21 protein-coding genes are annotated in these 22571 nt (G+C 72.1%); 10 read left to right on the top strand and 11 right to left on the bottom strand.

Annotated features, from left to right (window positions below; genetic code table 11):
• The first annotated feature begins 130 nt into the window (after positions 1-130).
• Entirely contained in the window at positions 131-532 is a 402-nt protein-coding gene (gene trxA / locus ACY34M_RS28065) for a thioredoxin (protein WP_462721095.1), read from the top strand.
• A gap of 153 nt (positions 533-685) precedes the next feature.
• On the opposite strand, the gene ACY34M_RS28060 is transcribed toward trxA, so the two are convergent.
• Both ACY34M_RS28060 and ACY34M_RS28055 read right to left on the bottom strand, forming a co-directional pair.
• Entirely contained in the window at positions 686-1744 is a 1059-nt protein-coding gene (locus ACY34M_RS28060; RefSeq protein WP_462721094.1) for a LacI family DNA-binding transcriptional regulator, read from the bottom strand.
• A gap of 62 nt (positions 1745-1806) precedes the next feature.
• Positions 1807-2880 (bottom strand): glycosyl hydrolase family 18 protein, encoded by a 1074-nt coding sequence (locus ACY34M_RS28055; protein ID WP_462721093.1) that lies wholly within the window; start codon positions 2878-2880, stop codon positions 1807-1809.
• Positions 2881-2951: 71 nt separating this feature from the next.
• On the opposite strand from ACY34M_RS28055, the gene ACY34M_RS28050 reads away from it, so the two are divergent.
• Positions 2952-3407, top strand: a complete 456-nt coding sequence (locus tag ACY34M_RS28050; protein WP_462721092.1) for a type II toxin-antitoxin system PemK/MazF family toxin — start codon at positions 2952-2954, stop codon at positions 3405-3407.
• Here ACY34M_RS28050 and ACY34M_RS28045 read toward each other — a convergent pair.
• A complete protein-coding gene (locus tag ACY34M_RS28045; protein ID WP_462721091.1) occupies positions 3392-4228 on the bottom strand; it encodes a TIGR02452 family protein in 837 nt (278 codons plus the stop codon). The two genes, ACY34M_RS28050 and ACY34M_RS28045, sit on opposite strands and share 16 nt — an antisense overlap.
• Before the next feature lie 258 nt (positions 4229-4486).
• Between ACY34M_RS28045 and egtA the strand changes: the two genes are divergently transcribed.
• The 4 genes from egtA to egtD are packed head-to-tail and all read left to right on the top strand — an operon-like array spanning position 4487 to position 8854.
• Entirely contained in the window at positions 4487-5785 is a 1299-nt protein-coding gene (gene egtA, locus ACY34M_RS28040; RefSeq protein ID WP_462721090.1) for an ergothioneine biosynthesis glutamate--cysteine ligase EgtA, read from the top strand.
• On the top strand, positions 5782-7131 hold the full coding sequence (gene egtB / locus ACY34M_RS28035) for an ergothioneine biosynthesis protein EgtB (protein WP_462721089.1): 1350 nt from the start codon (positions 5782-5784) through the stop codon (positions 7129-7131). The genes egtA and egtB overlap by 4 nt, the downstream gene beginning before the upstream one ends.
• Entirely contained in the window at positions 7131-7895 is a 765-nt protein-coding gene (gene egtC, locus ACY34M_RS28030; RefSeq protein ID WP_462721088.1) for an ergothioneine biosynthesis protein EgtC, read from the top strand. Before egtB ends, egtC begins: the two co-directional genes overlap by 1 nt.
• Positions 7892-8854, top strand: coding sequence for an L-histidine N(alpha)-methyltransferase (egtD, locus tag ACY34M_RS28025; protein WP_462721087.1), 963 nt, complete (start codon positions 7892-7894; stop codon positions 8852-8854). The genes egtC and egtD overlap by 4 nt, the downstream gene beginning before the upstream one ends.
• Before the next feature lie 40 nt (positions 8855-8894).
• Here egtD and ACY34M_RS28020 read toward each other — a convergent pair whose 3' ends face one another.
• Both ACY34M_RS28020 and ACY34M_RS28015 read right to left on the bottom strand, forming a co-directional pair.
• The gene (locus ACY34M_RS28020) at positions 8895-10175 is read right to left on the bottom strand and encodes an extracellular solute-binding protein (protein ID WP_462721086.1); all 1281 of its coding nucleotides are present in this window, start codon (positions 10173-10175) and stop codon (positions 8895-8897) included.
• Positions 10176-10327: 152 nt separating this feature from the next.
• Entirely contained in the window at positions 10328-10852 is a 525-nt protein-coding gene (locus ACY34M_RS28015) for a hypothetical protein (RefSeq protein ID WP_462721085.1), read from the bottom strand.
• A 158-nt stretch (positions 10853-11010) separates the two neighbouring features.
• On the opposite strand from ACY34M_RS28015, the gene ACY34M_RS28010 reads away from it, so the two are divergent.
• Positions 11011-11229, top strand: coding sequence for a dodecin (locus ACY34M_RS28010; protein WP_462721084.1), 219 nt, complete (start codon positions 11011-11013; stop codon positions 11227-11229).
• Positions 11230-11241: 12 nt separating this feature from the next.
• Here the strand turns inward: ACY34M_RS28010 and ACY34M_RS28005 are convergent, their stop codons facing one another.
• Positions 11242-11730, bottom strand: a complete 489-nt coding sequence (locus tag ACY34M_RS28005; protein ID WP_462721083.1) for a phosphatase domain-containing protein — start codon at positions 11728-11730, stop codon at positions 11242-11244.
• Positions 11731-11799: 69 nt separating this feature from the next.
• On the opposite strand from ACY34M_RS28005, the gene ACY34M_RS28000 reads away from it, so the two are divergent.
• Positions 11800-12807, top strand: coding sequence for an LLM class flavin-dependent oxidoreductase (locus ACY34M_RS28000; RefSeq protein WP_462721082.1), 1008 nt, complete (start codon positions 11800-11802; stop codon positions 12805-12807).
• Positions 12808-12819: 12 nt separating this feature from the next.
• On the opposite strand, the gene ACY34M_RS27995 is transcribed toward ACY34M_RS28000, so the two are convergent.
• Complete coding sequence (locus tag ACY34M_RS27995; RefSeq protein ID WP_462721081.1) at positions 12820-13809, bottom strand: alpha/beta hydrolase; 990 nt, start codon at positions 13807-13809, stop codon at positions 12820-12822.
• A 31-nt stretch (positions 13810-13840) separates the two neighbouring features.
• On the bottom strand, positions 13841-15463 hold the full coding sequence (locus ACY34M_RS27990) for a phosphodiester glycosidase family protein (protein WP_462721080.1): 1623 nt from the start codon (positions 15461-15463) through the stop codon (positions 13841-13843).
• A 167-nt stretch (positions 15464-15630) separates the two neighbouring features.
• Between ACY34M_RS27990 and ACY34M_RS27985 the strand changes: the two genes are divergently transcribed.
• A complete protein-coding gene (locus ACY34M_RS27985) occupies positions 15631-18018 on the top strand; it encodes an ATP-binding cassette domain-containing protein (protein WP_462721079.1) in 2388 nt (795 codons plus the stop codon).
• A gap of 90 nt (positions 18019-18108) precedes the next feature.
• Here ACY34M_RS27985 and ACY34M_RS27980 read toward each other — a convergent pair whose 3' ends face one another.
• The 3 genes from ACY34M_RS27980 to ACY34M_RS27970 are packed head-to-tail and all read right to left on the bottom strand — an operon-like array spanning position 18109 to position 21479.
• Entirely contained in the window at positions 18109-18855 is a 747-nt protein-coding gene (locus ACY34M_RS27980) for a succinate dehydrogenase/fumarate reductase iron-sulfur subunit (RefSeq protein WP_462721078.1), read from the bottom strand.
• Positions 18852-20801: a fumarate reductase/succinate dehydrogenase flavoprotein subunit gene (locus ACY34M_RS27975; RefSeq protein ID WP_462721077.1), complete on the bottom strand. Its 1950-nt coding sequence runs from the start codon at positions 20799-20801 to the stop codon at positions 18852-18854. Before ACY34M_RS27975 ends, ACY34M_RS27980 begins: the two co-directional genes overlap by 4 nt.
• Positions 20802-20807: 6 nt before the next feature.
• The gene (locus ACY34M_RS27970; RefSeq protein ID WP_462721076.1) at positions 20808-21479 is read right to left on the bottom strand and encodes a succinate dehydrogenase; all 672 of its coding nucleotides are present in this window, start codon (positions 21477-21479) and stop codon (positions 20808-20810) included.
• Between the two features lie 133 nt (positions 21480-21612).
• Here ACY34M_RS27970 and ACY34M_RS27965 point away from each other — a divergent pair, with 133 nt between their 5' ends.
• Positions 21613-22518: a LysR family transcriptional regulator gene (locus ACY34M_RS27965; protein WP_462721075.1), complete on the top strand. Its 906-nt coding sequence runs from the start codon at positions 21613-21615 to the stop codon at positions 22516-22518.
• Positions 22519-22571: the final 53 nt, after the last annotated feature.

Genomic DNA, 22571 nt, shown 5'->3' with positions numbered 1-22571 from the left:
TCGTATGTGTGCGTGCCGAGCACATGGGTAAGGGCGCGGAATACGTCCGACATCCGGACGGTTGTGCACAGCGGCTTTGCCCCCGACGGCTTCGCCCCGAACCCCGGAAGCAGGAAGAGGGAAAAACACCATGAGCAGCACCACGACGGAGCTGACCAAGGAAAACTTCGATCAGACAGTTACGGAGAACGAGTTCGTTCTGATCGACTTCTGGGCTGACTGGTGTGGGCCTTGCAAGCAGTTCGCCCCGGTCTACGAGCAGGCCGCGGAGGCCAACCCGGACCTCGTGTTCGGCAAGGTCGACACCGAGGCACAGCCGGAGCTGGCCGCCGCCTTCGGGATCCAGTCGATCCCGACACTGATGATCGTGCGTGACCAGGTGGCCGTGTTCGCCCAGCCGGGCGCGCTGCCGAAGGAGGCGCTCGAGGACGTCATCGGCCAGGCCCGCAAGCTGGACATGGACGAGGTCCGCAAGTCGGTCGCCGAGCAGCAGGCGAAGGCGCAGCAGGAGGGTGAGGGCCAGGAGGGCTGAGTCCCCTCCGCTCCCCCGGACACTCGGTCTCCCCGGACACTCGGCTGTCCCGGACACTTCGGTGTCCCCCGAGGCGGTCGCCCCTTGTGGCGGCCGCCTCGCGGCATGTCCGGCTCCCCCATCACGGATGACCGACGACCGGCCCCGTGCCCGTCAGGCGGACTCGCGTGCCACCAGCGTCACCGTCAGCGCCTCGCCCGGCTCCGGCACCGGCTCGGGCTCCGCGTCCCTGTCCAAGTCCTCGCCCCTGACCAGCCGGTCCACGAGCTCCGCCAGCTCCCGGCCCGACGGCAGGTCGAGCCGCACCGTGCTCAAGCGGGGGCGCAGGAGGCGGCCCAGCATCAGGTCGTCGGCGCCCATCACGGCGACCTCGCCGGGGATGTCGACGCCCGCGTCCTGGAGCGCGCGCATCAGCAGCATGGCGTACTCGTCGTTGTACGCGAACACCGCGCCGAGCCCCAACTCGCCCACCTGCTGGGCCACTTCGGCCGCGTTCCGCTCGTCGTAGGCCAGCGGCAGCCGGACCGCCTCCGCGCCCGCCTCTCGTACGCCCTCCAGGCGCGGCAGCGCGAACATGTCGAGGCCCGCTTCCTTCGGCATGACCACGCCGATCCGGCGGTGGCCGCGGTCCAGGAGGTGGCCCGCGGCGACGCGGCCGACCTGCCGGTGGTCCGTGAGCAGGGCGTGCGCGCCCTCGACCGGCTCCGGGCCGAGGGTGATGACCGCGCGGGCGCCGGAGCGGCGGAGCACGGCGATGCCGTCGGGCCCCATGCCGACCGGGCCGAGGACGGCGACCGGGCGCAGCTCGGCCCAGGCGCGCGCGGCGGCGTCGCCGCTGAGGCCGACGCCGCCGTACTGGACGACGGTGTAGTCGAGCCGGCTCAGCGCCCACTGGAGTTCGTTGAGGAACGCGCTGTAGAGCGGTCCCACCGGGACTTCCGGGGTGGGCACGAGGACGATCCGGGTGTGTCCGGCGCGCAGGCTGCGGGCGGCGGCGTGCGGAACGTAGCCGAGTTCCTTGGCGGCGTCGTGGACGCGGCGGCGGGTCGGCTCGCTGATGCGGACGGCGCTCGTGTTGTTGAGGACGTAGCTGACGGTGGCCCGTGAGACACCGGCGAGGCGTGCGACGTCGGCGCTCGTGGGCAGGGCGCCGGACGCGGGGCGGGTCGGCGCGGGCGGCTGGACGGACTGCTGCTTCGGTATCTGCACCATGACGTACGGCATCCTTGCAGACGCCGCACGGCCCGTGTGCCGACCCCTGCCGACCCGGGTGCCTACCCCTGCGCCAGGGTTTTCCAGAGCTTCGGGTCCTCGAAGTTGAGCGCCCACAGGACCGTGTTCCGTACCCCGTGTTTCCGCAGTACGGGGAGGTGCTCCGCGGTGCCGTTCGCGTCCTGGTACCAGACGGTGCGGCGGATCTTCTTTCCCTTCTTCCGCTCCGTGTACGTGAAATGGGGGGTGCGGGAGGTGCGGTCGAGTGCGTAGGGGGCGTGGACCTTTCGGCGCAGCTCCTCGGCGGACTTCGACGTGACGTGGCGGGCCCGGTGCTTGCCGCCGCCGCGGGGGCCGTCCGCCGTCCAGTTCCAGCCGTAGGCCGGCAGCCCCATCTCCAGCTTGGCGCGCGGGACTTCGGCGGTGGCGCGGGTCAGGATCTCGTCGTACCACTGCGGCGAGGCCAGCGGCCCCGGCTTCCCCTCGGCGGAGTGCAGGTTGTACGCCATGATCCGTACCCGGTCGGCGGCGGCGCCCAGCTTCTCGTAGTCCCAGATGCGGCCCGTCGAACGGGTCTTGGGCATCACCGTCAGGAAGCACTTCTTGTCGGCCGCGTGCAGGCGGGCGCAGAGTTCGGTGGCGAAGGCGGTGTAACCGGCGCGCACCGCCCGGTACTTGTCGTCGGGTGCGGTGGCGATCGACTCGTAGTCGATGTCGAGCCCGTCGTAGGCGCGGCTGCGGACGACGTCGAGCAGCGCGTCGACGTGCCGGGTGCGGGACTTCTTGTTGTTGAGGACCTTGGCGAGGGCTGCCGACTTCATCTGCTCCATGACGGTGGGGACGACCTGGATGCCGCGGGCGTGCAGTCCGTTGATGATGCGGCGTTCGCCCGCGCCGGGGTGGCCCGTGACGCGGTCGGCGGCCTTCGTCTCGTACCAGAAGGGGCTGATGGTGCGGATCTGTGCGGAGTGGTCGAGGGCGGTTCTGTACGCGGCCTCCTGGTCCCAGTACGGGAGCCAGGCGGAGACGGTGCGCGGGGGCGCCGCTTCGGACGCGGCGGGTCCTGTGGGCGCCGCGGCGGTGAGGGCGAGGGTCCCCGCGAGGGCGCAGAGGACGGTGCGGTGTCGTCGGTTCATGGGGCGAGCCTGCGGTCCATCCGGTGTACCCGCCGCAGGGATTGGGCCGGTCGGCGTCTAACGTGACCCGCGTGACTGCCTTTACTGACGACCACGCGTACGAACACCCTGGCCGCAGCGGCGCGACGGCCACGGTGGAGGCCGAGCCGACCCGGGTCGGCTCGGTGCGCACCGAGTACACCCCGGCCCACGACGGCGACCCGGACCCCGGCGAGATCGTGTGGACCTGGGTGCCGTACGAGGAGAACGACGGGCGCGGCAAGGACCGACCGGTGCTCGTGGTCGCCCGCGAGGCGGCCGGAACCCTGCTCGCGGTGCAGTTGTCCAGCAAGCGGCACGACGGCGACCGCGAGTGGGTGGCGCTCGGCTCGGGCCCCTGGGACAAGGACGGCCGGGACTCGTGGGTGGACCTGGACCGGGTGCTGCGCGTGCACGAGCAGGGGATGCGCCGCGAGGCGTGCGCCCTGGACCGCGGCCGGTTCAACACCGTGGTGCTGCGGCTGCGGGAGCGCTACGGCTGGCGCTGACCCACCGGGCCGAGGACGCGCTCGAACGCGGAGCGGGTGGCCGCGCCCTTCGTGCGGTCGAGGACGGCGAACACGCTCTGCTCGAAGCGGTGGGCGAAACGCCCTTCGAGCAGGCCGTGGAAGGCCTCGGCCACCTGCCCCGGGTCGTTGCGGAACACTCCGCAGCCCCAGGCACCGAGGACGAGCCGTCGGTATCCCTCGGCCGCGGCGACCTCCAGGACGCGCTCGGCGCGCGCGGCCAGGGCCGCGGGTATCTCGTGCACTCGCTCGGGGGTACGCTGCGCGATCACTCCCGCGTTGGGCGCGGGTGACGTCAGGAAGCCCACCTCGTACGGCTCGTCGAGCAGCCGGCCCTGGTCGTCACGGATCACCGGGACGCCCGGCGCGTGGATCACGCGGTCGGTGTAGAAGGCGTCGCGGTGCTCCCTGTGGTGGGCGTAGAACTCCGGGACCTCGATGAGGCAGGTGTACAGCGCGGAGCAGCGGCAGAGGGCCTCCTCCTGGGCCTGCGCGCCGTTCAGGTATCCGCCTCCGGGGTTGCGGGCCGAGGCGAAGTTCAGGACGGCCACCGGCTGCGGCCGCTCCCCCGTCATGCGCCGCGCGGCCTCCAGGCTGCTCTCGCCCGTGACCTCGACACGCGTCCGGTCCACGGGCGGTGCCGACGGCACGGGCACCGGGTCGGGCCCGTACATCCTGGTGCCCGCCCGCGCCCGCGCCACCGCGGCGCCGATCGTCACCACGCGGCCCCCGTCGTCCGCGTACTCCCCCGAGTCGACGATCTTCTCCGTGCTCCGCGCGATCTCGCGCAGTCGTGCGCTCACGCCGCGTCCCCCGTGGTCTCCCCCGTCGTGTTCATGAATCCATCGTGTACGCACAGTGACCGAGCGGGCAACAGGTTTTCGCCGGGCCCGGAGAAGTCCGGGGTCTGTCCAGAGGCACTCTTGTGCGATTCGGTGGAACCGTCTTGGGTGGAGGGTCTGCGTCGCCCGGAAGGGGCCCGTTTGTCGGCACCCGGCCGAATCGACGGCATGGCCCCCACCAGGGACCATGGAGAGCGTGCGAACCAGGAGGAACCCCCAATGAGCGAGGGAGACTGTACGGCGCTCGGTGAGCTGATCACCGAGGCCGGCGCGGAGGCCCTGGTCCGGGGCATCTGCTTCAAGACCGGACCACCCCGCAGGGTCGGGGTCGAGCTGGAATGGATCGTCCACGAGCCGCGCCCACCGCTGAAGCCGTGGCTCCCCTTACCACCCGAACGACTCGACGCGGCATACGTCGCACTGCGCGCCCTGCCCCTGCGCTCGGCGCTCACCGTGGAACCCGGCGGGCAGCTTGAGCTGAGTTCGCTCCCCGCCACCACCCTCACCGAATGCGTCTCGGCCATGCGGGCCGATCTGGCCGCCGTGCGCACCGCGCTCCGCGGCCACGGACTCGTCCTCTCCGGCCACGGCACCGACCCGTGGCTGCCGCCCCGACGCGTTCTCCACCAACCCCGTTACGACGCCCTGGAGGCGTCACTCGACCGTGCCGGGCCCGCCGGGCGCTCCATGATGTGCTCGTCCGCGTCCGTGCAGGTGTGCCTGGACGCGGGGCACGAGGAGCCGGGTCCGCAGGGGCTCGGCCGGCGCTGGCGGCTCGCCCACCTGCTGGGCGCGGTCCTGGTGGCCGCGTTCGCCAACTCGCCCATGCTGTCCGGCCGCCCGACCGGGTGGCGGTCCACGCGGCAGCTGCTGTGGGAGCGGATCGACGTGGGCCGCTCCGGCGGCGTGCCCCTCGACTTCGATCCGCGCGAGGCGTGGACGCGGCACGTGCTCGACGCGCCCGTGATGTGCGTGCGCAGCGACGAGGGGCCGTGGCAGGTGCCGGACGGGCTGACGTTCCGCGAGTGGGCCCGCACGGGCGCGCCGCGGCCGCCGACCCGCTCCGATCTCGACTACCACCTGACCACCCTGTTCCCGCCCGTGCGTCCGCGCGGGCACCTGGAACTCCGCATGATCGACGCGCAGTCGGGCGACGACGGGTGGCTGGTGCCGCTCGCCGTGACCACCGCCCTGTTCGACGATCCGCAGGCCGCCGAGACCGCGTACCGCGCGGTCAAGCCGCTCGCCGAGCGCTCGGGGCCGATGCCCGCCCCGCACAATCCGCTGTGGCGCGACGCGGCCCGGCTCGGCCTCGCCGACCCCGAGCTGCGCGAGGCCGCAGCGGCCTGCTTCACGACGGCGCTGGAGGCGCTGCCGCGAATCGGCGCGGGCCCGGACGTGCGGCAGGCGGTCGCGGACTTCACGCACCGCTACGTGCTGCGCGGCCGCTGCCCCGCCGACGACGTGCTCGATCAGCTCACGCGACAACCCGCACAGGGGAGGACCGTCCGATCATGACCGCCCGGGAGAACGTCACCACGGACCCGGAGGCGCTCCGGGACCGCGCCGCGGCCGCCCTCGAGGCCGCGCGGCGCCGCACGACGCTGCTGACGAGCTGTGTCGACGAGGCCGAACTGACCGCTCAGCACTCGCCGTTGATGTCGCCGCTCGTCTGGGACCTCGCGCACATCGGGAACCAGGAGGAGCAGTGGCTGCTGCGCGCGGTCGCGGGGCAGGAGGCGATCCGCCCCGAGATCGACCCGCTGTACGACGCGTTCGAGCATCCGCGCTCGGAGCGCCCGAGCCTGCCGTTGCTCGCCCCCACGGAGGCCCGCGGCTATGCGGCGGACGTGCGCGGGCGGGCCTTCGACGTGCTGGAGAAGACCTCGTTCGAGGCGGAGGGGACATCGCGTCTGACCCGTTCGGGCTTCGCCTTCGGGATGATCGCCCAGCACGAGCAGCAGCACGACGAGACGATGCTGATCACTCATCAGCTCCGCCAGGGCGGCGCGGCGCTCACCGCGCCCGACCCCGAGCCCCTGGCCCGGCCGTTCGACGGTCCCGCCGAAGTCCTCGTCCCCGGTGGTCCGTTCACGATGGGCACGACGGCCGAGCCGTGGGCGCTGGACAACGAACGTCCCGCGCACACCCGCCTCGTACCGCCGTTCCACATCGACACGACCCCGGTGACGAACGCCGCGTACATGGAGTTCGTCGAGGAGGGCGGCTACCGGGAGGAGCGCTGGTGGGACCCGGCGGGCTGGGCAATGGTGCGCGAGCACGGCCTTGAGGCGCCGCTGTTCTGGCGGCGCGAGGGCGGGCAGTGGCTGCGCCGTCGGTTCGGGGCGACCGAGCCCGTGCCGCCGGACGAGCCGGTGCTGCACGTGAGCTGGTACGAGGCCGACGCCTACGCCCGGTGGGCGGGCCGCCGCCTGCCGACGGAGGAGGAGTGGGAGAAGGCGGCCCGGCACGACCCGGCCTCCGGGCGCTCGATGCGCTATCCGTGGGGCGACACGGACCCGACGCCGGAGCGGGCGAACCTCGGCCAGCGCCATCTGCGCCCGGCCCCCGCCGGCAGCTATGCACTGGGCGAGTCGCCGCTCGGCGTGCGGCAGTTGATGGGCGACGTGTGGGAGTGGACGTCGAGCGACTTCCTGCCCTATCCGGGATTCGTGGCGTACCCCTACCGCGAGTACTCGGAGGTGTTCTTCGGGCCGGACTACAAGGTGCTGCGCGGCGGTTCGTTCGGCGTGGACGCGGTGGCCTGCCGGGGCACGTTCCGCAACTGGGACCATCCGATCCGGCGGCAGATCTTCTCCGGGTTCCGCACCGCGCGCGACGCCGAGGCACGGGGGCGCGCCTGATGTGCCGTCACCTGGCCTATCTGGGGCCCGAGGTACCGCTCGGCGAGATCGTCGACGGGCCGCCGCACAGTCTGTTCCGCCAGTCGTGGGAGCCGCGCCGACAGCGCCACGGCACGGTCAACGCCGACGGTTTCGGGGTGGGTTGGTACGCGGACGGCGACCCGGTGCCCGCCCGCTACCGCCGCGCGGGACCCATCTGGGGCGACGCGGCCTACCAGGACCTGGCCCGCGTCGTGCGCTCCGGGGCGCTGCTCGCCGCGGTCCGTGACGCCACGCTCTCCGGTTCCGACGGGGAGGCGGCAGCGGCCCCGTACGCGGCGGGCCGCTGGCTGTTCAGCCACAACGGCGCGGTGCCGGGCTGGCCCCGCTCTCTGTCCTCCCTGGTGCCGACGCTGCCCCCGGCGGACCTCCTCGCCATGGAGGCCCGCTGCGACGCGGCGTTCCTGTGGGCGCTCGTCCTGCGCCGCCTGCGGGTGGGCCCCGCCGAGGACGCCGCGGGGCAGGCGCTCGCCGACACGGCCCTGGAGGTCGCTGAGGCGGCCCCCACCGCCCGGCTCAACTTCCTGCTCACCGACGGCGAGACGATCACCGCGACGGCCTGGGGCGACACCCTCTGGTACCGCACGGACCCCGGCCACTCCACCGTCGTCGCCTCCGAGCCCTTCGACGACGATCCGCACTGGATCGAGGTCCCCGACCGCACGCTGCTCGCGGCGAGCCGCACCGACGTTCTGTTGACCCCGCTCAAGGAGCCCTCTGCGTGAGCCCGTTCCGTATCACCCGCACCCTGCCCGAGGACGCGACCGGCGCGGCCCTTCGGGCCGACGTCCTGCACGGCCTGACCCGCACGCCCAAGACGCTCCCGCCCAAGTGGTTCTACGACGCACGCGGCAGCGAACTCTTCGACGAGATCACTCAACTGCCCGAGTACTACCCGACGCGCGCCGAGCGCGAGATCCTGCTCGCGCGCGCCGGGGAGATCGCCTCGGCCACGGGCGCGCGCACCCTCGTAGAGCTGGGCTCCGGCTCGTCCGACAAGACGCGCCACCTCCTGGACGCGCTCACGGACCTCACGACGTACGTCCCCGTGGACGTCAGCGAGAGCGCGCTGCGCGGCGCGGCGGACACGCTCCTCGCCGGGCGGCCCGGGCTCGACATCCACGCCATGGTCACGGACTTCACGACCGCGTTCGATCTGCCCGGGACGCCGGGGCCGCGCCTGGTCGCCTTCCTCGGCGGCACGATCGGCAACCTGCTGCCGGACGAGCGGGCCGCGTTCCTGACGGCGGTGCGCGGGCTCCTCTCCCCCGGCGACTTCTTCCTTCTCGGCACGGACCTGGTGAAGGACGAGCGGACGCTGGTCGCGGCGTACGACGACGCGGCGGGCGTCACGGCCGCGTTCAACAAGAACGTGCTGAGCGTGATGGACCGGGAGCTGGGCGCCGACTTCCGTCCCGAGACGTTCGAGCACGTCGCCCGGTGGAACGCCGAGTGCGAGTGGATCGAGATGCGGCTGCGCTCCACCACGGCGCAGACCGTGAAGATCCCGGCGCTCGGCCTCGCGGTCGAGTTCGCGGCGGGCGAGGAGGTGCGCACGGAGGTCTCCGCGAAGTTCCGCCAGGAGGGCGTCAAGGCCGAACTGCACGAGGCGGATCTCGACCTGACGCACTGGTGGACGGACGTGGAGGGGCGGTTCGCGCTGTCGCTGAGCAGGGCGGCCTAGCGGCGCGTCGGGTTCCGCGCGTCGTCGGTTTCGCTCGACTTCAGTTCCGCTCGTCGAGGCGGCGGGTGATCTCGCGGGACGCCCGCTTCGCCTCGGCCGACGGGTCGCCGCCGGCGAGGACCTTGGACATGTACTGCTTGATGGGGTTGTCGCCGGCCTCCACGTTCGGCCACAGCGGTGAGCCGGGCGTCGCCTTTCCGTGGGCGGCGCCGACGGCCATCGCGGCCACGCCCGGCTCACCGGCGACCGCGTCGGCGAGCGTGGTCTTGTTCGGCACGTAGTTCATGGTGCGGGCCAGTTCGGTGTTCCACTTCTCGCCGGCCAGCGCCTTGACCACCTCGACGGCGCCGTCCCGGTTGTCGGTGTTGGCGGGGACGACGAGGTCCGAACCGCCGGTGAACACGGTGCCCGCCCTGCGCGACGTCTTGCCCGGTATCGGGAAGTAGCCCAGCTTTCCCTTGAGTTCGGGGTTCTTCTGGAGGATGCGCTGGGTGGCGCCGGGCACGGAGATGATCTGCGCGATGTCGCCGCGGGCGAACTGCTCGGCCTGCGGCGGGTGTTCCTCGTCGGCGTCCTTGGGGCCACCGCCGAGCGCCTGGAGCTGCCGGTAGAAGGCCATGCCGCGCAGCGCGGCGGGCGTGTCCAGGGTGCCGGTCCAGACGCCCGAGTTCTCCTCGGCGAGGTCACCGCCCTCGTCCCAGACGAACCCGGACAGCGTGTACCAGTCCTGTCCGGCGAGGTAGATGCCCTCCGTGCCGCCGGAGTTCAGCTTCCGTGTCATGTCGAGCCATGCGGCGCGCGTGGTGGGCGGCTCGTCGATCCCCGCCTGCCGGAAGAGGTCCTTGTTGTAGATGACGACGCGGTTCGCGGCGTACCAGGGGATGCCGTACTGCCGGGAGGTGTCGACGCCGGGTTCGGCGAGGCCGGGCAGCCAGTCGTGCATGCCGAGGTCGCGCGCGGACTCCAGGGAGAGGTCGAGCAGCCCGTCCTCCTCGACGTACTGCGGGACCTGGGTGTTGCCGACCTCGATGACGTCGGGGGCGCCCGGCTCTTCGCCGCGGCGGCCGTTGAGCGCCTTGGTGACCTTGGCGCCGATGCCGGTCCAGTCCTGGATGCGGATGTCGAGCGTCATGCCGTCGTGCCGGGACTCGAAGTCCTCCGTGAAGCGCTTGAGGAAGTCCTCCGAGGCGCTGCCGCGCATCAGCCACACGGTGACGGTGTCCTGGTCGCCGTCGCCGCCCGGCAGGACTCCGCACGCGGTGACGAGCGTGCCGGTGGCGAGGAGGGAGGCGAAAGTCAGGGCGAGGCGGCGGGAGTTCACGTGGGTCACTTTCTTCCTGCGGACAGGGAAATGAAGCCCGACGTGGGGGAAGAGCACTCGGCTCGTACGGGTGTCTGGGGATTTTGGTATAGACCAACGGGAGGGTCAAGGGGTGTGGCCCACCCCTACCCTCCCGTCGACGCCCCGTCAGGTCAGGCGGTCGGCCTGGCCAGGCAGGTCGCGAGGCGCTTCTCGGCGGTGCCGAGCAGCTTCTTGGCGCGGGCGCGGTCGGCGAGCAGCTGCGGGTCGACCTCGACGCCGTTCAGCGCCGCGGAGGCAGCGCGGGCCTCCTCGCGGGCCTGCGCGAGGTCCCGCTCGGCCTGGTCGCGCTCCTTGACTGCCTTCATGTAGTCGGCGTCGGCCGGGTCGAAGCCGTCCTCCCGCTCCAGCTCCCGCACCCAGTCGCGCGCCTCGGTGTAGACCGTGGACTGGTACTCGACCGCGCCGTGGGCCATGTCGTAGTCGTGCTCCAGACTCTCGATCCGCGCTTCCACCGGGGCGATCCGGGCGTCGAGCGCGTCCACCGTGTCCTGGTGCCGGTTGACGGTCGCCTGGTAGCGGTGGCACGGCGCGGGTGCGGCCGTCGCCGCGACGGCCTGGGCCGCCCCCGTGGCCCCGAAGGCCATCAGGGTCAGGGTGGTCAGGACGGCGGCACGGGTGAGTCGGCGCTGCGTCAAGATGAGCCTCTTTCCACGGACGTGCGCGCGGGCGGGCCCCGCGCGGACAGTTGCTTCGGCCGAGGTCATTCATGACCGCCCGGCCGTGTCCGCTACGCGGGGTGAGGGGCGGCGTCATACGGATGGCGGGCCCCGCCGCCCCGGGGCACGGTGGAGGCATGTCGAACCACACGTATCGCGTCACCGAGATCGTCGGCACCTCCCACGAAGGCGTGGACGAGGCGGTCCGCAATGGGATCGCTCGCGCCTCGCAGACCGTGCGCAACCTCGACTGGTTCGAGGTCACGCAGGTCCGGGGGCAGATCGTCGACGGCCAGGTCGAGCACTGGCAGGTCGGCCTGAAGGTCGGCTTCCGGCTGGAGGACGACGGCTCCTGACCCCTCCCCGCCTCAGGTCCGCCCCTCGCGCTCCTGGGCGTCCTTCAGCGCCGCCGACGTGCTCGCCCAGCGGGCCCGTACGACGGTGAACCCGGCGCACTGCGCGTCGTCGCAGACCAGCTCGTCGTCGTCCACGAGCGCCCGCAGCTCGCGGCCGCGCGCGATGCGGCGCAGGACGTCCAGCTTGGTGCGGCGGGCCGGCCTGCGGTCGTCGTTGCGCCGCATGTGCACCGGCCCCTTCGGCAGTCCGTGCGCGCAGAGCCAGGCGACCGTGTCGGCGCGGCACCGCTCCGGGCGCCCGGTCAGGTAGACGATGTCGCACTCCTCGGCGTACGAGAGGGCGAGCGCGACCCCTTCGGCGAGCGGCGGATCGTGCGGCGCGGCGGCGAAGAACGCGTTCCAGTCGCGCGGACCGCGCTCCAGGAACCGCTGCCGGTGCGCGGTGTCGGCGAGGGTTCCGTCGAGGTCGAACACGGCGAGGGGGCGTTCGTCGCTGGCCATGGCGTTCACCCTAGGCGGACGGCGGGCCGGTCGGGGAATCTCCGGGGCCGGGCAGCGTTGAAGCAAGGTGTGAGCACCGTGATCGAATCGACCCGCTTCTCCGTCCTCGACCGCTCCCGCACCCGCGAGGGCCACTCGGACGGGGACGCGCTGCGCGACACCGTCTCCCTGGCCCGGGACCTGGAGCGGCTCGGCTACGAGCGCGTCTGGGTCTCCGAGCACCACGGTGTGCCGGGCGTCGCCGGGTCCGCGCCGACCGTGCTCGCGGCGGCCGTGGCCGCGGCGACCCGGCACATCCGGGTCGGCACCGGCGGCGTGATGCTGCCCAACCATCAACCCCTGGTCGTGGCGGAGCAGTTCGGGGTCCTGGAGGCGCTGTTCCCCGGCCGGATCGACATGGGGCTCGGCCGCTCGGTCGGGTTCACGGACGGGGTCCGCAAGGCGCTGGGCCGGGACAAGGACGACGCCGAGGACTTCGCCGGGCAGCTCGACGAACTGCTGGCGTTCTTCACCGGCACGTCGTCCACGCGCGTGCACGCCCGCCCCTCCGAGGGCCTGCGGGTCCCGCCGTTCGTGCTGGCGATGGGCGAGGGCGCCGCGATCGCGGCCCGCGCCGGGCTGCCGATGGTGATCGGCGACTTCCGTTCCCGCGAGAAGATGCTGCGCGGCATCGACCGCTACCGCGCCGAGTTCCGCCCCTCGGCCTGGTCCGCCGATCCGTACGTCGTCATCTCGGGGACGGTCGCCGTGGCGGGCAGCGAGCCGGAGGCCCGCCGGATCCTCGCCCCCGAGGCCTGGTCGATGGCGCACTCGCGCACGCACGGCACGTTCCCGCCGCTCCCGCCCGCCGAGCGCGTCGCGGGCCTGGAGATGACGGCGAAGGAGCGCGAGCTGTACGAGTCCGGGCTTCGCGGCCACATCGTCGGCACGGAGCAGCAGGTCGCGGAGGAGCTGGAGACGGTGATCAAGGAGAGCGGGGCGCAGGAGGTGCTGGTGACGACCAGTACGTACGACCGCGAGGCCCTGCTGGAGTCGTACCGCCGCCTGGCCCGGATCGCCCGCCTGACGCCGCGCTAGCCACACGGTTCGCTAGGTGAGCCCCAGGCCGCGCAGCAGCATCGGCAGCGAGGAGTGCAGTTCGCGCTGCCAGTACGGCCAGGTGTGGGTGCCGGGGCCGTAGAAATTGGTGGTGAGGTGCTTGGCGCCCGCCTTCCTCAACCGGTCGGCGAGGGCGTGGTTCTGCCGGTTGAAGTCGGCCTCCAGGGCGTTGGTGGCGCCCGGTGGGTCCAGCGGGCCCGCGGTGCCGTCGCCGCAGGAGAGATAGACGGGCAGCGACTTCAGGCGCTTCGCCAGGTAGTACGGGTCGTGGGCGGCCCAGATGTCGCGCTGGGCCACCGGGTCGCCCCAGACGCGCAGGGGGTCGTTGCCCTGCCCGGCGAGGAAGCCCATGATCCGGTTCGTCGACTCGTCGTTCAGGAGCGGGTGCGCGGAACCGGAGTAGGCCGCGGCCGCCCTGAACATGCCCGGGTGCCGGGCCGCGTACAGGAGCGCGCCCTGGCCGCCCATGGACAGGCCCGCGACGACGCGCCGGGAGCCCGCGCCCCAGTCGCGTTCCAGGAGGCGGCGCAGATCGCGGGTGTGGAAGGTGTCCCAGGCCGGATCGCCGCCCTGGCCGTAGTTCCACCAGTCGCTGTACCAGCCGTTCCAGCCCGCCTCCGGCATCACGACGAGGACGTTGCGCAGGTCTTGGAGCGCGGCGACGTCCGTCATGTTGGTCCAGGACGTGTAGTCGCCGCAGCAGCCGTGCAGCAGCCACAGGGTGGGCCAGTGCCGGTCGCGGTCGGCCGGGTTCCAGCCGTCGGGCGTGAGCAGCCGGACCTTGACCGTGCGGCCGCCGAGCGCCGAGGCGCGGACGGAGAGGTCCACCTGCCGGTCGGCGACCTGCTGGACGTCGACGACCTCGGTGGCGGGCGGTGCCTTCGTGGCGGCGACGGCCGGCGGGGCCCCGCAGAGGGTGAGCAGCAGGGCCGCCAGGACGAGCAGCAGGCGTCTGGTGTGCGGGTTCAGGGCGGCGGTCATGGCGGCTCCCTCGAATCGTCCGGCGCTTGCGTCAGCGGGTGCCGGGGAGCACCAACAGGGCGTCCCCGACCGGGCGTTCACCGGTCGCGTCCGACGGGTCGTTGATCACCTGGTCGTCGACGACCATCGTGGTCGAGCCGCCGCCGTCGAGGTTGACGGCGTCCCGCAGACCGAGGGACGCGGCGACGTCGGCGCTCTCGTTGATGCTCAGGCCCAGGGCTCCGGTGCCGCGTCCGTCGGCGGTGACGAGCACGGTGCGGCCCGAGGCGTCCGTTCCTGCGAGGGTGCGCGGGTTCCGCTTGTGCACCCAGCCGTAGTAGAAGCTCGGGTTGCCCGGCTGCACCATGCCGTCGGTGGCGGGGGTGACGTGGCGGCGGCCGTCACGGACGAGTTCGGGACCGCCGTTGAGGATGCTGGTCGAGCGGGAGGCGGTGACGGCGCGGCCCTTGGCGTCCTTCAACCCGCTCTGGATCCGCAGGGGGTGACCGGTCCTCGCGAGGGCTGTCAGTCGCTCCGCGTACGCACCCGTGGCCTGGATGCTGCGGCCTCCGGCGGGCAGAGTGCCGCCGCGCGGAGAGCGCACCTCGACGACCCGGCCGGTGCGGTCGGCAACGGCTTCGGCGCCGTCGCCCTTCGGCGTCTGCGCACCGAACTCCGGGGTGAACGCGACGAGTTCGTCCGGGTCGGTGCAGGTGGTGTCGTGCAGCGGCCGGGCGGTCGGGGTGTCGTCGGCGGTGCCGCCGCAGTTGCGGATCAGGCCGGGGACGCGGTCGATGCCGTCGAGCGGCAGCGTGGTGCCGTCGGCCGTGACCTTGCCCTGCCAGGTGAGACGAGTGACGGCGGTGCCGCGCGCGGAGTCGTGGACGACGAGACCGGGCCGCCCGTTCACCGCCTCGCTCAGCAGACGGCCGTTGTAGACGCCGACGCCGGCCAGGTCGCCGGGGGCGCCCGCCTTGGGGTCGAGGACGAAGAAGCCCGCGTTGACCCCGGCCGTCGCGCCCGCGGCGGAGGCGAGCGCGCTGGTGGTCTCCCGGTTCTCCAGGTCCGGGCCGTACGACGCCTTGAGGTCGCCGTCGAACTTCTTCGGGTCGATGGTGAGGACGTCGACGCGCCAGGGGCCGCGGTCCCCCGCGTTCCCGTCCCAGCCGGTGTACCAGGCGGATCCGGTGTACCCGGCGGCGCGCAGGCGGGTGCGTTCGGCGGTGGCGGCGGCCTCGGTGGGGAAGGTGCCGACGCGGACCCGCCAGCCGAGGGTGCCGCCCGCGTAGTCGGCGGTCGCCGCGGTGGTGACCTTCTCCGAACGGGCCTCGAAGCCGTCCGCCCGCAGGCCGGAGGCGAGTTCCGCGGCGCTGGCCTCGTCCTTCAGTGCGGTCGGCGGCGCGTCCGGGTCGGGCGATCCGGCGCCGCCCGGGATGGAGACCTCGACGGTCCACGCCATGGCCGGGGCGTCCGCGCCGCGCACGATCCGGGTGAGCGTCACGCCCGGCTGCAGCGTGCGCGTCGTCCGCGTCTCCGACAGGTCGGCGGCGCCGAGCGGCAGGCTGCCGTGCCGGGGCGCGGACGGGGCCGGTGACGGCGAGGCCTGTGCGGGAGCCGCACCCACGAGGGCGAGAGCGCACACCGCCGCGCCCGCGCCGAACAGTCTGCCGTTCACGAACCCCCCACTGCTCGAATGACGACCTCCGTAACGGTGCGTGAGCCCATGACCACCAGTCAAGGCGTGTGCGCATCATTCATCGGGCGTTCTCCGGGCCGCCGCTGCCGCGACGTGGGTGGATCATGGAGTACGACAGCCGACGCAGCCGACCGGGAGCACGCGCCATGCACCACCCCACCTCGCCCGACCCCCGCCACGACGGACTCGTGCGGGTGCGCGGCGCCCGTGAGCACAACCTCAAGGGTGTCGACGTGGACATCCCGCGGGACGTGCTCGCGGTCTTCACGGGGGTGTCGGGCTCGGGAAAATCGTCGCTTGCCTTCGGGACGATCTACGCGGAGGCGCAGCGCCGCTACTTCGAGTCGGTCGCCCCGTACGCCCGGCGGCTGATCCACCAGGTCGGCGCGCCGAAGGTCGGCGAGATCAGCGGGCTGCCGCCCGCGGTGTCGCTGCAGCAGAGCCGCTCGGCGCCGACCTCCCGCTCCTCGGTCGGCACGGTCACGACGCTGTCGAACTCGCTGCGGATGCTGTTCTCGCGGGCCGGTACGTATCCGGAGGGCGCCGAACGCCTCGATTCGGACGCGTTCTCCTCGAACACGGCGGCCGGGGCGTGCCCCTCGTGCCACGGCCTCGGGAAGGTGCACCGCACCACCGAGGCGCTGCTGGTGCCCGATCCCGCGCTGTCGATCCGCGAGGGCGCCATCGCCGCCTGGCCGGGCGCCTGGCAGGGGAAGAACCTGCGCGACGTCCTCGACGCGCTCGGGTACGACGTCGACCGGCCCTGGCGGGAGCTTGCGCAGGCGGACCGGGACTGGATCCTGTTCACGGACGAGCAGCCGGTGGTGACCGTGCACCCGGTGCGGGACGCGGGCCGCATCCACCGCCCGTACCAGGGCACGTACATGAGCGCGAACCGCTATGTGCTCAAGACCTTCTCGGACTCCAAGAGCCAGTCGCTGCGCGCCAAGGCGGAGCGGTTCCTGGAGAGCACGCCGTGTCCGGTCTGCGGGGGTGCGCGGCTGCGGGCGGAGGCCCTGGCCGTGACCTTCGCGGGCCGGACGATCGCGGATCTCGCGGGTGTCCCGCTCGCCGATCTCGCCGGGCTGCTCGCGACCGAGGGTGACACGTCCGAGACGGCGCGCGTGCTGACCGACGATCTGCGGGCCCGCATCGCGACGGTCACCGAGCTGGGTCTCGGCTATCTGAGCCTCGACCGGTCGACCCCCACCCTGTCTGCGGGTGAGTTGCAACGGCTGCGTCTGGCCACGCAGTTGAGGTCCGGACTGTTCGGCGTCGTGTACGTCCTCGACGAGCCGTCCGCCGGACTCCACCCGGCCGACACCGAGTCCCTGCTCACCGTGCTCGACCGGCTGAAGGCGTCCGGCAACTCCGTGTTCGTGGTCGAGCACCACCTCGATGTGATGCGGCACGCCGACTGGCTGGTCGACGTGGGGCCGCAGGCCGGTGAGCACGGCGGGCGGGTGCTGCACAGCGGTCCGGTGGACGGGCTGCGCGAGGTCGCGGAGTCGGCGACGGCCCGCTTCCTGTTCGCCGAGGACCCCGTGGAGGAACGCCAGGTCCGCACCCCCACCGGCTGGCTGAAGGTCGGTCCGGTCACCCGGCACAACCTGCGCGAGGTCACCGCCGAGTTCCCGCTGGGCGCCTTCACCGCCGTCACCGGTGTCTCCGGGTCCGGGAAGTCGACGCTGATCGGCGAGATCACCGAGGAGGTCGAGGGCGTCGGCCGGCTCGTGGTCGTCGACCAGAAGCCGATCGGCCGCACACCACGCTCGAACCTGGCCACCTACACGGGCCTGTTCGACGTCGTGCGCAAGGTGTTCGCGGCCACCGACGAGGCGAAGGCGCGCGGCTACGGCGTCGGCCGCTTCTCGTTCAATGTCACCGGCGGGCGCTGCGAGACCTGCCAGGGCGAGGGCTTCGTCAGCGTGGAGCTGCTGTTCCTGCCGAGCACGTACACACCGTGCCCGGACTGCGCGGGCGCCCGCTACAACCCGGAGACGCTCCAGGTGACCTACCGGGGTCGGAACATCGCCGAGGTGCTCGATCTGACAGTGGAGTCGGCGGCGGAGTTCTTCGAGGCGGCAGACACCAAGACGGCTGCCGCGGCGCGGCCCGTGCTGCGCAGCCTGCGCACGCTGCTCGACGTCGGACTCGGCTATCTGCGGCTCGGGCAGCCGGCCACCGAACTGTCGGGCGGCGAGGCCCAACGCATCAAGCTGGCCAGCGAGTTGCAGCGGGTGCGGCGCGGGCACACCCTGTACCTCCTCGACGAGCCGACGACCGGACTGCACCCGGCCGACGTGGAGGTGCTGATGCGGCAGCTGAACGGGCTCGTCGACGCCGGGCACTCCGTGGTCGTGGTCGAGCACGACATGGCGGTGGTCGCGGGGGCGGACTGGGTCGTCGACATGGGTCCCGGCGGCGGGGCCGCGGGTGGGCGCGTGGTGGCCGCGGGGCCGCCGGCGACGGTGGCCGCCGATCCGGGGAGCCGGACCGCTCCGTACCTGCGGAAGGTGACGCGAACGCGATGACGGGACCGGAGGTTGAGCACCACGCCGGTCCCGCCCACCCCGCGCTCTTCGCGGGACGCCCATCGCGCCAGCCGTTCAGCGCTTGTCCGTTCAGCGGCTCACCTTGCGGTTCGCGCGCAGCCACTCCTTGTTCATGCTGGTGATGGAGAACAGCGGGATGCCCTTGGGGCAGGCCGTCGCGCACTCGCCGGCGAGCGTGCAGCCGCCGAAGCCCTCCTCGTCCATCTGACCCACCATGTCGAGGACGCGGGTCTCGCGCTCGGGCGCGCCCTGCGGCAGCACGTTGAGGTGGTTGATCTTCGCCGAGGTGAACAGCATCGCCGCGCCGTTGGGGCAGGCCGCGACGCAGGCGCCGCAGCCGATGCACTCGGCGTGCTCGAAGGAGAAGTCCGCGTCGGGCTTGGGGACGGGTGTGGAGTGCGCCTCGGGGGCCGCGCCCGTCGGGGCCGTGATGTAGCCGCCGGCCTGGATGATCCGGTCGAAGGCCGAGCGGTCCACCACCAGGTCCTTCACGACCGGGAAGGCGGAGGCGCGCCACGGCTCGATGTCGATGGTGTCGCCGTCCTTGAAGGACCGCATGTGCAGCTGGCAGGTGGTGGTGCGCTCCGGGCCGTGCGCGTCGCCGTTGATGACGAGCGAGCAGGCGCCGCAGATGCCCTCGCGGCAGTCGTGGTCGAAGGCGACCGGGTCCTCGCCCTTGAGGATGAGTTCCTCGTTGAGGGTGTCGAGCATCTCCAGGAACGACATGTCCTGGCTGATCCCGTCCACCTCGTACGTGGACATGGCGCCTTCGGCGTCGGCGTTCTTCTGGCGCCAGACGCGCAGGGTGAGCTTCATGCGTAGCTCCGCTGAGTGGGGTGGACGTACTCGAAGACCAGGTCTTCCTTGTGCAGTACCGGAGCGGCGCCGGTACCGGTGAACTCCCAGGCGGCGGCGTACGAGAACTCCTCGTCGACACGCGCCGCCTCGCCGTCGGGGGTCTGCGACTCCTCACGGAAGTGGCCGCCGCAGGACTCGGCGCGGTGCAACGCGTCGAGACACATCAGCTCGGCGAGCTCGATGTAGTCGATGATGCGGTTGGCCTTCTCCAGCGACTGGTTGAACTCCTCGCCGGTGCCGGGCACCTTGATGCGGCGCCAGAACTCCTCGCGGATCTGCGGGATCCGGTCGAGGGCCTTGCGCAGACCCTCCTCCGTGCGGGCCATGCCGCAGAACTCCCACATCAGCTCGCCGAGTTCACGGTGGAAGGAGTCCGGCGTGCGGTCCCCGTCCACGGCGAGCAGCTTCGCGAGCCGCTCCTCGGTCTCGCGCACGACCTCGACGGTGGCCGGGTGTTCGGCGTTCACCTCGTCGGTGTGCGGGTGCTTGGCGAGGTAGTCGTTGATGGTGGCCGGGAGGACGAAGTAGCCGTCCGCGAGGCCCTGCATCAGCGCGCTCGCGCCGAGCCGGTTGGCGCCGTGGTCGGAGAAGTTGGCCTCGCCGACGGCGAAGAGGCCGGGGACGGTGGTGGACAGGTCGTAGTCGACCCAGAGTCCGCCCATCGTGTAGTGCACGGCGGGGTAGATCCGCATGGGCGTCCTGTACGGGTCCTCGTCGGTGATCCGCGCGTACATGTCGAAGAGGTTGCCGTACTTGGCCTCGACGGCCTTCTTGCCCATCCGCTTGATGGCATCGGCGAAGTCGAGGTACACACCCTGGCCGCCGGGGCCCACTCCCCTGCCCTCGTCGCACACGTTCTTCGCGGCGCGGGAGGCGATGTCACGGGGCACGAGGTTGCCGAACGCCGGGTAGATGCGCTCCAGGTAGTAGTCGCGCTCGTCCTCGGGGATCTCGTTGGCGGGACGTGTGTCGCCCTTCGCCTTCGGCACCCAGATACGCCCGTCGTTGCGCAGCGACTCCGACATCAGCGTCAGCTTGGACTGGTGGTCGCCGGTGCGCGGGATGCACGTGGGGTGGATCTGCGTGAAGCACGGGTTGGCGAAGTAGGCGCCGCGCCGGTGGGCGCGCCAGATCGCCGTCGCGTTGGAGTTCATGGCGTTCGTCGACAGGTAGAAGACGTTGCCGTAACCGCCGGAGGCGAGCACGACGGCGTCCGCGAAGTATGTGTCGATCTTGCCGGTGATGAGGTCGCGGGCGACGATGCCGCGCGCCTTGCCGTCGACGATGACGAGGTCGAGCATCTCGGTGCGCGGGTGCAGCTCGATGTTCCCGGCGGCGACCTGGCGGCTGAGCGCCTGGTACGCGCCGAGGAGGAGCTGCTGGCCCGTCTGGCCGCGGGCGTAGAAGGTGCGGGACACCTGCACGCCGCCGAAGGAGCGGGTGTCGAGGAGGCCGCCGTACTCGCGGGCGAAGGGCACACCCTGCGCGACACACTGGTCGATGATCTCGACGGAGATCTGCGCGAGGCGGTGCACGTTCGACTCGCGGGCGCGGAAGTCGCCGCCCTTGACGGTGTCGTAGAAGAGGCGGTGCACCGAGTCGCCGTCGTTGCGGTAGTTCTTCGCGGCGTTGATGCCGCCCTGCGCGGCGATCGAGTGGGCGCGGCGCGGCGAGTCCTGGTAGCAGAACTGGACGACGTGGTAGCCCTGTTCGGCGAGGGTGGCTCCGGCGGATCCGCCGGCCAGGCCGGTGCCGACGACGATGACGGTGTGCTTGCGGCGGTTGGCCGGGTTGACCAGCTTGGCCTCGAAGCGGCGGGTGTCCCAGCGCTCGTTCACGGGGCCCTGCGGCGCCTTGGTGTCGACGACCGGCTCGCCGGTGGAGTAGTCCGCGTATGAGGTCATGGTTGTTCAGCTCACCAATCCGGTCATGACGCCCACGGGCACGGCGATGAAGCCGAGCGTGAGCACCACGGCGAGTACGTTGCCGACGGTCTTCAGGACGCGGTCGCGGGTGCGGCTGCCGACACCGAGGGTCTGCGCGGCGCTCCAGAACCCGTGCTGGATGTGGAAGCCGAGGGCGAGCATCGCGACGATGTAGATGACGTTGCCGTACCAGGTCGAGAACGTGTCGATGATGTTCTGGTACGGGTGCAGGTGCTCGTAGCCGCCCGGGTGCACCGTGCCGGTCGTCAGGTCGAGGATGTGCCAGACGATGAACAGGCCGAGGATGATGCCGCCCCAGCGCATGGTGCGGGTGGCGTAGTCGGCGCGCGGCTTCTTGTGCACGTACTTGCTGGGGCGTGCCTTGTTGCCCCGGCGGCTCAGCTGGTACGCGGACGTGGCGTGCGCGACGACGGCGACGATGAGGACCACGCGGGCGATCCACAGGCCCCACTCGTAGTGCAGGACGGGCCCGCCCATGGTGCGCAGCCAGGCGGCGTAGTGGTTGATCTCCTCGGGGCCGAAGAAGATCTTCAGGTTCCCGATCATGTGCGCGACCAGGTAGAGCAGCATGACGAGGCCGCTCACCGCCATCACAGTCTTCTTGCCGACGGAGCTGTCCCAGACAGTGCGTGCCATGGACGGCCGTCGGTCCGTCCGCGTTGCCAGAGCCATGGGTCAAGACGCTAGAGCCCAAGGGCCCGATCGGTCCAAGACATGGTGCGCCTCATTTCGATAGGCATTCGCTATCGAGGGAGCTATGGTGGTCCCCATGCAGTTCCAGCAGCTCCAGTACTTCGTCGCGGTCGCGGAGACCCGGCACTTCACCCGCGCCGCCGAGCTGGTGCACGTCGCCCAGCCGTCGCTGTCCCAGCAGATCCGGACGCTCGAGCGGGAACTGGGCGTGGACCTGTTCCAGCGGGCCCGCGGAAACATCACGCTGACCGACGCCGGGGAGGCGCTCCTGCCGCTCGCCCGCCGGATCCTCGCCGACGCGGACACGGCACGGCACGAGGTGCAGGAGCTGGCGCAGCTCAAGCGCGGCCGGGTGCGGCTCGGCGCGACCCCCTCGCTCTGCACTGGCCTGCTGCCGGACGTGCTGCGCGCCTTCCACGACCGCTACCCCGGCATCCAGCTGATGATCGAGGAGGGCGGCTCCCACGACCTCGTACGGGGCCTCGCGCGCGGCGCCCTCGACCTCGCGCTCGTCGTCCTCCCGCTCCCTGCGCCCGCGCCCGCCCTGACGACGGTGGAGCTGCTGCGCGAGGAGCTGGTGGTGGTGTCGTCCAAGGACGCGCCCGCGCCGGGGCGGGGCCGGGGATCCGTGCGCATCCCCGACCTGGAGGGCGAGCGGCTCGTCATGTTCCGGCACGGGTACGACCTGCGGGAGCTGACCGTCGCCGCGTGCCGGGGCGAGGGGTTCGAGCCGGACTTCGCGGTGGAGGGCGGCGAGATGGACGCGGTGCTCGGGTTCGTGCGGGCCGGGCTCGGGGTGGCGGTGGTGCCGTGGATGGTGGCGCACCGGGCCGGGGCGGATCTGCGGGTCACTCCGTTGGCGAAGCCGGGGCTGAGCCGCACGATCGCGCTCGCGCATCGGTCGGATGTGGCCCCGCCCCGCGCTGCGCGTGAGCTTCAGCGGATGCTTTTCGACGGACAACCCAGCCCCTCCGGCGTTTGAGGAGCGGGGTCCGGGGCGGAGCCCCGGCGGTTAGCCGGCGTTGCGGTCGCGGG

The sequence above is a fragment of the Streptomyces sp. EDA2-14 genome, assembly GCF_054963755.1.
This window is presented reverse-complemented; position numbering and strand designations above follow the sequence as displayed.